The following is a 13,807-nucleotide window of genomic DNA, read 5'->3' as shown; positions in this document are numbered from 1 at the left end:
GAATGATTCGAGTATTATTAGTTGAAGATGACTTAGGCTTAGCTGGGAATATACTCGACTATTTAGAGCTTGAAGATATGGTGTGTGACCATGCGGCAAATGGCATGGCTGCACTGCACTTTCAGCAAACTCACCGTTATCAGGTCATTATTCTTGATATTAATTTGCCGCAAATGAATGGCCTTAGTGTGTGTGAGCATATTCGAAACGAAGGTGATGATACGCCGATTATTATGCTTACTGCACGCGACAAGTTGGAAGACAAGCTGGTGGGGTTTGAAAAGGGCGCTGACGATTACCTCATAAAACCTTTCGCCATGGCCGAACTGGTGGCGCGAGTGAGTGCTTTGGCGAATAGACGCTCAAGCCAAGTGAATCAGTTAACCTTTGGGAATGTGATTTTAACGGTAAATCCAGAGGTAGCCATGGCAAATGGTGAGGCAATTAAACTTAGCCCTACAACTTATAGGTTGCTAAAGCATTTAGTCCGCGCAGGGGGAGAGTGTGTGTCTCGTGCTACCTTGGTTGAAGCCGTATGGGGGGAAGATGCACCGGAAAGCAACGCGCTAAAAGTCCATATCCATCATTTGCGCAAAGCACTAACGCAAGCAAACGCTAACGTGCAGTTACTCTCACGGCCTAATAGCGGGTTTTACTTGTTTACGGAGCCTGCCCATGGTTGAAGGGTTAAGACTGAGTCTTCGCAAGTATGTTATTTTAACCTTACTGGCAGTGGCCAGTGTGATTTTTGCCCTGTTTTCTATTCAGTCTGCGGATAACTTTCTAGACGGCATGGATGGCATGCTAAGAAGCAGTATGGTGAGAGCCGCAAAGAATGTCGTTGTTGAGCCAGGCGCCCCTACACAAGTACTAGACTTCTATATTGCTGCAACGTATGACGATTTACCCGACACGGTAAAACAGAGCTTTAGTGAAGCCACCTTAATGCCGTTCATCTTGCACAAAGATATTGATAAGCCCGATATGTTTTCCCGCCCTCGTTCGGCTAATTTTTTGGTCGTGGTTCCGCTAGAAGACCGCGGTGAGGTGTTTGTATCTCAAAGTTTTCGTGCTCCCCCTACACCGAATAAAAGGTCGTTTCGAATAGGTCATGAGCTTTATAGTATTCTTGTGGGTGTGGCAGCGTTAATGGCCTTTGCTATTGCACTTTTTCTACTGCTACGGTCTGTTTCTCGACCGGTAGAGTCGCTACAACAATGGGCCGCAGGATTGGATGAAGCTCAGCTAGACGCACCTATTCCTAATTTCCGTTACAAAGAGTTAAACGCCCTTGCTGCTATTATTCACAAAAGCCTGCAAAGCGTGAAGCAGACATTAGAGCGAGAGCGAGAGTTTGTGAACCATGCCAGTCATGAACTCAGAACCCCTATCGCGGTAGTAAGAAGCAGTGTGGAGCTTTTATGCCGCGTGGTGGATGTGGAAAACAGTAAAGGCAGGAATGCAGTATCGCGTATTGATAATGCCTCTAAGACCATGGCTGACTTAACCGAAACTTTGTTGTGGTTAGGCAGAGAAGAAACCACCGGGTTAGTTGAACATCAAGTGGATGTCGCCGAGATGGTGAAAGGGTTAGCTGACGATCTAATGTACTTGTTACAAGGGAAGTCGGTGTCACTTTCTCTTAACTTAGACCCATGTACGCTCATGCTGCCGGAGACTGCCGCGCAAATTGTTATTGGCAATATTATTCGTAATGCCTTTCAACATACCTATCAAGGAAAGGTCAATATACGTCTTAAAGGCAAGCAACTTGTCGTCACCAACGTCGAGGACAGTGCCTTGGCAGCGCCTCGTTTAGACGATACAGGAAGTGGTGTTGAAGAGGGCTTTGGGATTGGTCTTAAACTGATTGAAAAGCTTTCAATCAAGCTTAACTGGGCGTATCGACCTGAGTTTACTGAGAAAGGGTATTCGGTTACGTTAGCCATTCGTTCATTGACGGCACCACAGGTATAGCCTGTGGTTTTAAGGTCATGCACGCCACTATTTCAACGTCATACGCACGCGGGCATGAGCCCGCGCCATCATTAAATTACATCCACTCTTTACTGCGATTGCGTTTTTTGGGTAGGTAGGTGAGAAACACGCCCAGTAAAATCCCCGCACCCGCGACCATGCCGCCACGTGTGAACCAGGTGACCATTTCATCTTTATCTGCACTTTCAACCTTAGCGGTGAGTCGAGTGACTTTTTCAGCCTGTGTCTGTGTTTCAGTACTCAGCTGCGCGACTTGTTGACGTGCGTCATTAAGTTGTTGGCGTAAACGTGCATTTTCCTGGGAAGCGGCCTGTAGAGCAGCTTGACTGTCAGCCAGTTGCTCGCTAATGATAGGCAACTGCTCAGATTGAGACATAGTGGTGGTGACAAACTTAGATTCTACCCAGCCCGTTCTGTCTTGGTTATCTTTTATCTGAGTGTAGTCAGTTTCATTATCGCGACTTAATACAGTGACGGGGGTGCCTGCCTCTACCGATCCTAAAATACGATAGTTTCGGCTAGGGCCTGTATGCATAAAAATAAACAGGTCGTCACGAATATAATGTGAAGAAGATGCGTCTTGTGTTGGTGTATTGTCCTGCAAGGCGAACGCTTGGCATGAGCATACAAACAGGGCAACAAATAACCACTTTCGAATCATAGGTAGTCCAAATACTCGTTGAAAACATGGAGATGGTATTGGTTGACCGACATAAAGGCAAGTTTGTTCCACTTTTGTCTAATTTTAATCGTACGCATAAGGTATGATGGCGATGGCTGCTTGCTGTTTCATCGCGTTAAAAGCACATAAGAACAAAGCACTATCGATGCACATTAGTACCGCTTGATCTTCGTGCAGGGCTAGACAGCGCACAGCAAGGGTTGGTATAAGTTTACAACATAATAAAAAGGTCACAGCGCGTCGATATGTCTGAAATAGAACTAAAATTTGTCACGCAACACGATGCCCATCAAGCGTTTAAAGAGCGGGTGCTTCCGCTTTTCGAACGTCATCACGTTAAGGTGTTATCCCATGAAGAATTGCGCTTAGAGAACGACTACTACGATACCGAGCAGCAACATTTTCAACAAGCGAAAATGGGGTTTCGCGTACGTGGCAATAACGGCACTTACGAGCAAACGCTAAAGACAAATGGAAAAGTAAGCGGTGGTTTGCATCAGCGAGCTGAATACAACATACCTTTAGCAAATCCATCCCCTGATCTCACTTTGTTTGAGTCCGATGTTTGGCCCAACGATTGGCAAATTCAGTCGATGAATAGCCAGCTGGTGAAGCAATTTAGCACCCACTTTACCCGCCACGCCTATGTCGTGGAAGTGAATCATAGTACCGTAGAAGTGGTGCTGGATTGCGGAGAGGCGGCAACCACTAAAGCAAGCTCACCCATCAACGAAATTGAATTGGAATTGCAAAAAGGCGATATCGATAGCTTGTTTGTACTGGCTGCCTATATCAACAACGCCATGAACGTGCGACTTAGTGATGTCTCAAAAGCGGCTCAAGGTTACCAATTACTCCATGGATTAACTGCTAAAATTAGGCCCTTGCCCAATTTTCTCGCACTTTCCACCGAAACTACCACCGAAGAAGCGTTTTGCAGTGCAATTCAAGTGGCCCTTGCCCATTGGCAGCACCACGAGCATATGTTTATAGAAAGTGGGTCAATTAAAATGTTGGCTGAAGTGGCGAAAAGTGTGCGCTTGTTATTACAAAGTGTCTCTTTATATCTGCCCGTGCTTCAGTGCCCTCAGTTATTGTCGCTGCACAAAAGGCTCACCGCCTATGCGCAACAATGGGGTTGGCAAGATGATTTGCAGAGTTTGCGTTATTTGCTGTCGAAAAAAAGCTTGTTCCATAAAACCCTGAGTAAGCACCCCGCTATTGTCAGTTACTTACAAGGCAGAAAAGCCGGTTTATTACATGCGCACGACCCTGCCCGTTTATTTTTCGATTCACCCGCCACCGAAATCAAGTTGCAAGCCATTGATGTCATCAATGCGTTGCCATGGCGTCAAGAGGCGACGGGTTACCAATTACCTGTACTTGATCATGCGAAGGGATGGTTGTCTCAAGGATGGCAAACGGTGCAGCAGAGTATGCCTGTGAATAAACCGATGGCACCGGCTAATTATTCCGCAGTAGAAATGCTATTGCGCCAAACCTTGTGGAGTGGTTTTTTACTCGGTGACTTGTTTGTGGAAGAGCGTGGAAACTTCCGCGCACCCTGGCTTGACTTACTCACAGGTATCGATGAATTAAATGCCTTACTCATGTTAAAGCGTGCGGTACAAGATGCCGAATTAGAAAGCCAAGCAGAACTAAGCAAGTGGACCAGTGAAAAACTAAGTACCTTAATTAAAGTCATGGAGCGCACGCGCGCGGTAGCCATGCAAAAAGATATTTACTGGTAAATCCGTAGCATCACGTTAACAAGGATGTGGTTAAGATGAGTTCAGTACCGATATTTGATTACCTACTTTATGCCTTACTTGCAGGGTACGGCGTGGTAGTGATACGTTATTTGTACCGCAGCAAACACCTTGCACAAACCAAGTGGCTGGCGTTAGCAATGGTGAGTTGGCCACTGTTTATGCTAGATGAATGGATTCGCCTGTGGCAACTTGACGCCTTTTTACCCCTGTACGGTTTAGGGGATGTTTTCGCCGTTATGTTAATGTCTGCTTGCTACCGCATGATTAAACCTATGTTACTGGCTCACCCAACACGCCGCCGTCGGCTTTGGATTCCTTTGGCGGTAACCGCGCTAAGTCAATGTGCCATTCTCCTTATACCTGCCAGTGAGAAAGCCCTTTGGCTTGGTGCTGCGCCAAGCGGCGCACCGTTGAACTTATGGCCCGCCTATCTGCCAGCTTTACTGACAGGGTTCAGTGTTTTGTTATTGGGTATTTTTATTACCGAACACGTACAAATGTATCACCATCACTTACCTGAACAGGTTGTGGATGTCCGTGAATTCCGTATAAAAGGCGTCGCTGGGGCGTCGGGAGCAACAGTTGGTGTGGCTTTTACTAGTATTCTGATGGTGACGGCAGCAACCTTTGGGTTTTTCGCTTTGCCATTTTGGCAAAGTTTGCATCATGTTATTATTGGCCTGTCTTTACTGGCAATTTTATATGCGCTGACACGGCAGGTTAGCACTTCGCCTTCCCCTTTAGATTATCAGCGATTGGATATTGGAGAGGCTAAACCAGCAGAAATGCGCGAAGTCATCAGCCGTGCAGAACGTGCCGTGATCAAAACCAAAGCTTACAAGCAACTCGGGCTAACATTAAAAAGCTTTAGTCACGATGCCGGAGTAGACCCTACCACGTTGGCTATTGCACTTCAGTTGGAACAGAAAAAGAATTTTCGCAGTTTTATTTATCAATATCGATTAGATTACGCTAAAAAAGTGTTGTTACGAAGTGATGCTAATATTTCCAGTGTTGCCAAACGTTTGGGGTTGAACTCTGAAAAGTTTCTTGGTGACGTTTTGGTTAAACACTTTCAAAGTCACCCCTAAAACTAGCGGCTTGAAAACGCGTTAATCAATATATTGTGAGTAAAGGTTTTGCGTAAATAAAATCCTCTTGGGCGAGTCTTAATTCGTTCGCCCTCAGGGCCTAATGCGTCAGTGAGAACTTTGCCATTTGCCGCTTTAGGACGAATATGCAAGGCCACACCTTGCCGTGAGGTCATCGATTCTACATTTCCGGTGAAAATATGTTCAGTCAGTTCTTCCCAGTCCCGCTGAAGAAGAGTGTCTTCCTGAAGGCTAGGCTGCCACATAAATCCCGTTGCAACGCGCCGCTCAGCTAAGGGGATTCGCCTATCTCCTTCAATAGGGAGCCATAGCACCTGCTGTAATTTATTTCGTACATTACTGGTTTCCCACGTGATGCCTGGTGGCATTAGCAAAGGAGCAAAGCACACATAGGTGGTTTCCAGCGGCCGAAAATCGCTATCAATTGGAATGGTTTTTAATTCGATACCCAACTCTGGGAAATCTTGTTGCGGTTTTGACCCAGCACTCGCTCCTAACCAACGTTCTATAAGCATGCCTGGCCAGCCCTTATGTCGCTGTAAGTCTTTAGGTATGGCGACTTCAGCCAATGTAGCAAGTTCGCCTAAACTTAAGCCTGCAATCGCGTAACAACGCTCAAGTAGGGCTTCTGCTGAGGAAGGCGGGGTAGAAGGTGGTTGCATATTGGGCTCGATAATTTGGTGACGAAATGCAGGTATTTCGATTAATGCTTTGAATGCTGTATATATTATGGAAGAATGCAAGAATATAAAAGTATAGTGTGCCCGGGAGTCTATGTGATAGATGCCGATGGATTCCGTGCGAATGTGGGCATAGTGATTTGCAACAAAATGGGTCAAATATTTTGGGCAAGACGTTATGGTCAACATTCATGGCAGTTCCCTCAAGGCGGAATTGATGAAGGGGAATCTGCTGAACAGGCTATGTTCCGAGAGCTACACGAAGAAGTGGGACTGACATCGAAAGATGTCACCATTTTAAGTGTGACTCGAAACTGGCTGAGATACAAACTGCCAAAGCGGTTAATCCGCCAAGGGAGTAATCCGGTCTGTATAGGCCAAAAACAAAAATGGTTCCTGCTACAGTTAGACTGTAACGAGCGGGATGTAAATGTATTGAAAACAGGGCATCCAGAATTTGATGACTGGCGATGGGTCAGTTATTGGTATCCCATCAGAAACGTGGTGTCGTTTAAACGTGACGTCTACCGTCGGGTGATGAAAGAATTTGCGCCCGTGGTAATGTCGGCACAACAGCGGCCACAGCAGCGCCAGCATTCAGCAACTCAACGACGTGGAAAAAAGCGTAGGCGAGGATAGGTGAAGGAGTATTAGGTGTCGTCTCAGGGTAATTCAGGTGCAATGCTAACCACATTAAAACGTATTGTGCAGGAAATGAATCGTATTCCTGCACTGGATACTGCGCTTTTTCGCCTAGCTAGCCAAGTCAAGCAAACCTTGAAAGTGGATTCTTGCTCGATTTATCTTGCCGATTACGATGCCCAAGTGTTCACCTTAAAAGCGACCGATGGCTTGCACCCCGATGCCGTAGAGTTGGTGAGAATTGGCTTTTCTGAAGGTCTTATTGGGCTAGTAGGGCAGCGAGAAGAGCCGCTTAATATTGTCAATGCCCATAGCCACCCTCGTTTTAAACACTACCCAGAAGTTAAAGAAGAAAGTTATAACGCCTTTTTAGGCACGCCCATTATTCATCAGCGTAAGGTACTGGGCGTTATTACGTTGCAACAAAGTGAAATGCGCCGCTTCAGTGAAGACGAAGAGGCCTTTTTAGTGACGTTGGCGGCACAGTTGGCTCTTGAGATCACCAATGCCGATATTCGAGGAGCACTGAATAATACGTCAAGCGTTGAAGCCATTGTGCAGCAAAAGAACGTGCGAGGTATTGCCGGCTCCCCTGGGTTGGCCATAGGTTTTGGTTTTTCCCCCGATAAATCGATAAACCTCAAAAACTACGTTATCAAGCGAACTCGCTCGCCATCTCAAGAAATTCAGCGTTATCGCTCAGGGGTTGAAATTACTCGCCAGCATGTTGATAGCCTGTCTTTGCGCTTGGACGACGGCATACCTGACGACGTTAAGTCTATATTTCAGCTGTATCATCAATTACTTGATGCCAATAGTTTAGGTCGCGAAGTTGAGGAAAAAATTCGCGAGGGTTGGGATGCGGGCTCCTCTCTTAAAATGGTTGTGGACAGTTATGCGGCGCGCTTCCAAGCTATGGAAGACCCGTACATGCAAGAGCGCGCCATTGATATTGTTGACTTATCTGACCGTATTTTAGTCAATATCCTCAGTGAAGCGAATGGCCAAAAAGTAGAAGAAAAACGCCCCACCCGCGATAGCATCTTGGTGGCTGAAGAAGTCTCTGCCACCATGTTAGCGGAATTTCCTCGGGAGACCTTGAAAGGCATTATTTCCATTCGAGGTTCTAACAACTCTCACGCGGCTATTTTAGCGAGAGCCATGGGCGTACCCGCGGTCATGGGCTGTCAAAATGTGTCTCCGTCGTTACTCGAAGGCAAAGAAATACTGCTAGATGGTTACGCCGGTGAGGTGATTGTTTCGCCCGAGCGAAACATTAAGGCTGAGTTTAGCCAACTTATTGAAGAAGAGTCGGCCATTACCGAACGCATAGACGCTGAGGCCGGGCAGCCCTGCGAGAGCGTAGATGGTTGTCGAATGGAGCTTTACATTAACGCAGGACTCTCTGCGGATGTAGAGGCCAACGCTGACTTTATCGGCTCAGGTATCGGCTTGTACCGTACTGAAATTCCTTTTATGTTACGAGAGCGCTTTCCCTCTGAACAAGAGCAGGTAGCGCTTTACCGTCAGGTTCTTGAATCGGCTCCTAACTTGCCCATTACCATGCGAACATTGGACGTGGGCGGGGACAAGCCTTTGCCCTATTTCCCCATTAATGAAGAAAACCCTTTTTTGGGCTGGCGAGGAATTCGTTTAACCCTCGATCATCCTGAAATATTTCTTGTCCAAGTTCGGGCTATGTTGCGCGCAAGCGTAGGATTAACCAATCTTCAAATTATGCTTCCCATGATTTCAACGGTCAGTGAAGTTAAAGAAGCAAAACGATTAGTGAACCAAGCTTACTTTGAGATTTGTGACGAAGTATGTGAAAACGGCCACGGATTGCAGCGCCCAAAACTCGGGATAATGTTGGAGGTGCCTTCAGTCCTGTATCAACTTTCTCAGTTGGCTCAACATGTTGATTTCTTCTCTGTGGGGAGCAACGATTTGACGCAGTATTTGCTCGCGGTGGATAGAAACAATACCCGCGTGGCTAGTCTATACAACAGTTACCACCCCGCGGTCCTTGCAGCCCTTAATAATATTGTTAAGCAAGCAAACGAAAATGCAATACCAGTCACTATTTGCGGTGAAATTGCTGGCGAGCCAGCGGGTGCGATTCTCTTAATGGGAATGGGATATCGCCGCTTAAGTATGAACGCGTTTAATTTACGTAAAATAAACTGGCTAATACGAAAGGTCACCTTAGAAGAGAGCAAACATTTACTCTCGCAGGCGTTGAATTCCGTTAGTCATGAAGAAGTGTTCGGACATCTGAATGATTATCTGGAAACGAAAGGGTTAGGTGGGTTAATCAGAGCGGGAGCGTAATTTGCCTCCTTGTAGATATCTTCAATAGATTGTATTCACAGTCGCATGTAGACTAAAGTATAAAGTCGGGTGCAGTCAGCTGAGATTATGGTAGGCTTGTTAATCGCTAGATAGAGGGAAGCGATGGAACCCGTTTCAATTATATTTATTAGCTGTTTGGTGCTAGGGCTTGTCGTTGGCTTACTTGCGGGCATGTTAGGTATTGGCGGCGGATTGATTATTGTGCCTATTTTGTCCTACCTGCTCATTCATTTTGCCGGTATGACCATAGACAATGTCATGCCTGTGGCTGTGGCTACATCGCTTTCAACCATCATTTTTACGGGGCTTTCCTCGGCATCAGCGCATTACCGACTAGGAAATATGAACGGTACCATTGTGGGCTATACCGGCTTAGGTATCGCTATGGGTGCAGTAATAGGCGCGCAGTTAGCAAGTTATATGTCAGGGGCATGGTTAAAAAATATTTTTGCTGCGTTTGTTATTGTCATCGCATTGCAAATGTTGTTTGGTAAACAGAAGGCATCAGGGAATAATGCCTCGCCTATTATGCTTGCCTCCATTGGGGCTGTCACTGGCGTGGTATGCGCGTTAATGGGCATAGGTGGCGGAGCGCTGTTAGTTCCTGCGTTAGTTTGGTTTAATATCGATATTCGCCGCGCTATTGGTTGCGCCGCTTTCGGCGGATTAATCGTCGCTATTTTTGGTACAGTGAGTTTTGTTATTGCCGGTTGGAATGTGCCTGACTTGCCGCCTGGCAGTGTAGGATATGTATTTGTACCCGCTACCTTAGGCATAGTGGCTACCTCGGTATTTACTGCCTCTATTGGGGCAAAGGTGGGGCAAAAAGTGAACACAAAGGTGTTAAAGGCCATTTTGGCATGTCTGCTGGTAGTGGTAAGTATTAAAATGATTTCAGGATTAGAATAAAACGTATGGTTGAAAGTGGTTATTTGGTTTTTCCGAGTATTGACCCCGTCATTTTTAGTGTTGGGCCAGTAAGCGTACGCTGGTATGGCATGATGTATCTTGTCGGCTTTATCGCCGCCTATTTACTTGCACAAAAGCGTCTATCGCAAACAAATTGGAATCGTGACCAATTAAGTGATTTGCTGTTTTGGAGTTTTGTCGGGGTTATCCTTGGCGGGCGGTTAGGCTATGTATTCTTTTACCAGTTTGGCATGTTCTTAGATAATCCGTTGTACCTATTTAAAATATGGGCCGGTGGAATGTCCTTCCACGGCGGTTTACTCGGGGTGCTTGCCGCCTTATTTTGGCAGGCAAAAAAAATGCAAACCACATTTTTGCAACTTGGGGACTTCGTTGCGCCCTTAGTGCCTATAGGGTTAGGTGCAGGGCGAATTGGTAACTTTTTAAATGCCGAGTTGTGGGGCAGAACCACAGATGTGCCTTGGGCCATCATTTTCCCTAATGCGGGCAGTGTGCCACGCCACCCATCGCAGCTTTATGAGTTTGCCCTTGAAGGTGTGGTGCTATTTGTTATTTTATGGCTGTTTTCTGCGAAAAAACGACCTGTAGGGGCCACGAGCGGCTTATTCCTTTTAGGGTATGGCAGTTTTAGATTCTTCGTAGAATATTTCAGAGAGCCTGATGCACATATTGGTTTGTACCAATTAGGTTTTAGTCAGGGGCAACTACTTTGTTTACCAATGATTGCGTTAGGATTAGCGCTGATCATTCGCGCTTATACGCGCTCATCCACGCAAGTTGAACAAACGAAAACATAAGAAAAATAATGAAAGAATACCTTAAGCTAATGCGCCACGTTCGTGACAACGGCGTGAAAAAAGAAGACAGAACAGGCACCGGCACCTTGAGTGTTTTTGGTTATCAAATGCGCTTTGATTTGCAAGAGGGGTTCCCTCTTGTTACCACCAAAAAGTGCCATTTAAAGTCTATTATTCACGAGCTTTTGTGGTTTTTAAAAGGCGAAACAAATATCGCCTACCTTAAGGAAAATGGCGTCAGCATTTGGGACGAGTGGGCCACAGATGAAGGCGAATTAGGGCCTGTTTATGGTCATCAGTGGCGCAGTTGGGATCGCGGAGACGGCACCTCTGTGGACCAAATTGCAGAGCTTATTGAACAAATTAAAACCAACCCAGATTCCCGTCGTTTAATCGTGAGCGGTTGGAACCCAGCTGTTTTACCCGATACCGATTATTCTCCGAAAGAAAATGCCGCAATGGGTAAACAAGCTTTGCCGCCTTGCCATACGCTGTTTCAGTTTTATGTGTTGGAAGGTAAGTTAAGTTGCCAGTTATACCAGCGAAGCGGGGATATTTTCCTCGGCGTTCCCTTTAATATTGCCAGCTATGCTCTTCTTACCATGATGGTCGCGCAGGTGTGCAATTTAGAGCCCGGCGAGTTTATTCATACCTTAGGTGATGCTCACCTGTACAGTAATCACTTAGAGCAGGTGGAGCTACAGTTAAGCCGTACACCGTTTACGCCGCCGACAATGAAAATAAACCCAGATGTAAATGATATTTTTGGCTTTAGTTTCGACGATTTCACCTTAGAGAACTACCAATCTCATCCACCTATAAAAGCCCCAGTAGCAATCTAAGGAAAGAATGTGACTACCCAAGTTCTAATTTGCGATGACTCGGGCTTTGCCCGACGACAAATGGCACGAAGTATTCCGGATGGGTGGGATGTAGATATCGCATTTGCTGAAAATGGTCAGCAGGCTATCGATCTTATTCGCGAGGGTAAAGGCGATGTCCTGTTTCTCGACTTGAATATGCCGGTCATGGATGGCTATGAAACGATGGCCTATATCCGCCAAAACGACCTTCCCTGTTTAGTCATCGTGGTATCCGGTGATGTGCAGGCACAAGCGAGAAGTAAAATGCTCAGCTTAGGTGCTATCGACTTTATTCGTAAGCCCATCGACAACGAAAAATTATCAGATATTTTAAATGCCTATGGTATTTATAGTGGCGATAAACAGGCCAGCGATCGTCACGCGGCACCGGCAAGCGTCGACAACCTTACCCTTGAAGATCAGTTTGACGCCTATCGCGAAATGGTGAATATCGCTATGGGGCGTGCCGGAGAGAATTTAGCCGAGCTCTTCGGGGAGTTTATTGATTTACCTATTCCCAATGTGAATTTACTTGAGAGCAATGAACTGTCGATGGCCATTGCAGAAATTAACAGTAAAGACAGTGTGTCAGCGGTTTCTAAAGGCTTTGTTAGTGCCGGGGTGGGGGGTGAAGCGCTGGTCATATTCAACGACACTAACTCACAAAATATCGTTCAATTATTGAAGTATGAAAACTATCAATCATCGGGCAATGTGGAGTTAGAGGCACTGATGGATGTATCTAACATCCTTATAGGCGCGTGTCTTAATGGACTATCAGAGCAGTTAAACCTGTCTTTTAGCCATACGCATCCAGTTTTGCTGGGACAACATCAAGGCCTCTCCGCCCTGTTAAGTGACAACGTTAAACAGTGGGGAAAGGTGATGGCCATTGAAATTGGTTACGCCATTAAATCGAGAAACATTGCTTTTGACTTATTGTTATTGTTTCCCGATGCAGCCATGAATGAAATATACGCGCGGCTAGTAGAAACAAACAGGGATGTAAACTGATGGACGCCTTCGCCTTAAAACAGAGTATTACCAACGAGCTTATAAATGCCATTGATGTAGGTGTAGTGGTGCTCGACAGTGACTTTTGTGTCGAGGTGTGGAACCAGTTCATGGAAAATCATGCGTCAATTAAGCCAGCAGATATTGTTGGTCAGTCCTTATTTAGTCACTTTCCGGAAATTGATGAAGGGTGGCTTAGGCAAAAGTCGGTTCCTATTTTCAACTTACGTAGCCCTGTCTTTATTATTTGGGAGCAGCGTCAGTATTTATTTAAATTTGGCGCAAACCGCCCAGTCACTTGTGGCGCTCACCACATGTATCAAAATGTCACCATGTTTCCGATCATCGGCGACAATGGCGAAGTATCGCGTTTTTGTATCATGGTGTATGACGTTACCGATCAAGCATTAAGTAAATTAGGCATGAGCCGTCTGAACGACGAGCTTAAAGTCGCCAGTCGCATTGACGGTTTAACAGGGCTTTTTAATCGGCGCTATTGGCAAGAGCGCTTCGAGCAAGCCTACAAATTAGCGAAACGAAGAGAAAAACCTAGCACGGCACTCATGTTAGACATTGACCACTTCAAAAAAGTCAATGATACCTATGGGCATCAAGCCGGAGATAGCGTTATTCAAAGCTTGGCACATTTAATTAAGCGATGCGTCAGAGAAACCGATTTGGCGGGGAGATACGGTGGAGAAGAATTTGCCGTTATCTTGACAGACTCAGCGGTGGATAATGCTGTTACGGTCGCCGAGCGCCTAAGACGTCTGGCTGAGCATTCACAGGTTGAGCACGAAGGTCAAATTATCAAGTTCAATATAAGCGTGGGGTTAGCAGAGTTTTCTCCGTTGTGCGATTCGCCTATGGAGTGGCTTGAGCGAGCCGATCAGGCCTTATACCAAGCCAAGCAAACCGGCCGAAATAAATATTGCGTGTGGCAAGAGCAGTAACCTTAGGTTATG

The 13,807-nt window shown here is 46.0% G+C and carries 13 protein-coding genes; 11 read left to right on the top strand and 2 right to left on the bottom strand.

Translation table 11 applies throughout. The features are described from left to right. Nucleotides 1-2: 2 nt before the first annotated feature. Both IUA53_RS17145 and IUA53_RS17140 read left to right on the top strand, forming a co-directional pair. The gene (locus IUA53_RS17145; protein ID WP_044446113.1) at nucleotides 3-683 is read left to right on the top strand and encodes a response regulator transcription factor; all 681 of its coding nucleotides are present in this window, start codon (nucleotides 3-5) and stop codon (nucleotides 681-683) included. Beyond that, complete coding sequence (locus tag IUA53_RS17140) at nucleotides 676-1,977, top strand: sensor histidine kinase (RefSeq protein ID WP_044446114.1); 1,302 nt, start codon at nucleotides 676-678, stop codon at nucleotides 1,975-1,977. The genes IUA53_RS17145 and IUA53_RS17140 overlap by 8 nt, the downstream gene beginning before the upstream one ends. A 76-nt stretch (nucleotides 1,978-2,053) precedes the next feature. Here the strand turns inward: IUA53_RS17140 and IUA53_RS17135 are convergent, their stop codons facing one another. Next, nucleotides 2,054-2,659 (bottom strand): TIGR04211 family SH3 domain-containing protein, encoded by a 606-nt coding sequence (locus tag IUA53_RS17135; RefSeq protein WP_044055940.1) that lies wholly within the window; start codon nucleotides 2,657-2,659, stop codon nucleotides 2,054-2,056. 266 nt (nucleotides 2,660-2,925) lie between these two features. Between IUA53_RS17135 and IUA53_RS17130 the strand changes: the two genes are divergently transcribed. Both IUA53_RS17130 and IUA53_RS17125 read left to right on the top strand, forming a co-directional pair. Continuing rightward, nucleotides 2,926-4,431, top strand: a complete 1,506-nt coding sequence (locus tag IUA53_RS17130) for a CYTH domain-containing protein (RefSeq protein WP_196897486.1) — start codon at nucleotides 2,926-2,928, stop codon at nucleotides 4,429-4,431. A 35-nt stretch (nucleotides 4,432-4,466) separates the two neighbouring features. Then, a complete protein-coding gene (locus tag IUA53_RS17125; RefSeq protein ID WP_044446115.1) occupies nucleotides 4,467-5,543 on the top strand; it encodes a helix-turn-helix domain-containing protein in 1,077 nt (358 codons plus the stop codon). Nucleotides 5,544-5,545: 2 nt separating this feature from the next. Here the strand turns inward: IUA53_RS17125 and mutH are convergent, their stop codons facing one another. Beyond that, a complete protein-coding gene (gene mutH, locus IUA53_RS17120) occupies nucleotides 5,546-6,226 on the bottom strand; it encodes a DNA mismatch repair endonuclease MutH (protein WP_196897485.1) in 681 nt (226 codons plus the stop codon). A 114-nt stretch (nucleotides 6,227-6,340) separates the two neighbouring features. Here mutH and rppH point away from each other — a divergent pair, with 114 nt between their 5' ends. From rppH to IUA53_RS17085, 7 genes are all read left to right on the top strand, one after another. Beyond that, entirely contained in the window at nucleotides 6,341-6,883 is a 543-nt protein-coding gene (gene rppH / locus IUA53_RS17115) for an RNA pyrophosphohydrolase (protein WP_044058700.1), read from the top strand. A 42-nt stretch (nucleotides 6,884-6,925) separates the two neighbouring features. Then, nucleotides 6,926-9,217 (top strand): phosphoenolpyruvate--protein phosphotransferase, encoded by a 2,292-nt coding sequence (ptsP, locus tag IUA53_RS17110; protein WP_044449278.1) that lies wholly within the window; start codon nucleotides 6,926-6,928, stop codon nucleotides 9,215-9,217. Nucleotides 9,218-9,340: 123 nt separating this feature from the next. Next, nucleotides 9,341-10,147, top strand: a complete 807-nt coding sequence (locus IUA53_RS17105) for a sulfite exporter TauE/SafE family protein (RefSeq protein ID WP_044446116.1) — start codon at nucleotides 9,341-9,343, stop codon at nucleotides 10,145-10,147. A gap of 5 nt (nucleotides 10,148-10,152) precedes the next feature. Continuing rightward, the gene (gene lgt / locus IUA53_RS17100) at nucleotides 10,153-10,965 is read left to right on the top strand and encodes a prolipoprotein diacylglyceryl transferase (RefSeq protein WP_044446117.1); all 813 of its coding nucleotides are present in this window, start codon (nucleotides 10,153-10,155) and stop codon (nucleotides 10,963-10,965) included. Nucleotides 10,966-10,973: 8 nt separating this feature from the next. Next, nucleotides 10,974-11,807 (top strand): thymidylate synthase, encoded by an 834-nt coding sequence (locus IUA53_RS17095; protein ID WP_196897484.1) that lies wholly within the window; start codon nucleotides 10,974-10,976, stop codon nucleotides 11,805-11,807. 9 nt (nucleotides 11,808-11,816) lie between these two features. Then, complete coding sequence (locus tag IUA53_RS17090) at nucleotides 11,817-12,842, top strand: response regulator (RefSeq protein ID WP_044055951.1); 1,026 nt, start codon at nucleotides 11,817-11,819, stop codon at nucleotides 12,840-12,842. Continuing rightward, on the top strand, nucleotides 12,842-13,795 hold the full coding sequence (locus tag IUA53_RS17085) for a diguanylate cyclase (RefSeq protein ID WP_044055953.1): 954 nt from the start codon (nucleotides 12,842-12,844) through the stop codon (nucleotides 13,793-13,795). Before IUA53_RS17090 ends, IUA53_RS17085 begins: the two co-directional genes overlap by 1 nt. The last annotated feature ends 12 nt before the right edge of the window (nucleotides 13,796-13,807 follow it).

The sequence above is a fragment of the Alteromonas sp. B31-7 genome, assembly GCF_015767655.1.
Lineage (GTDB): Bacteria > Pseudomonadota > Gammaproteobacteria > Enterobacterales > Alteromonadaceae > Alteromonas > Alteromonas australica.
Note: the sequence above shows the minus strand (reverse complement) of the source record. Positions and strands in the feature narration are given on the sequence as shown.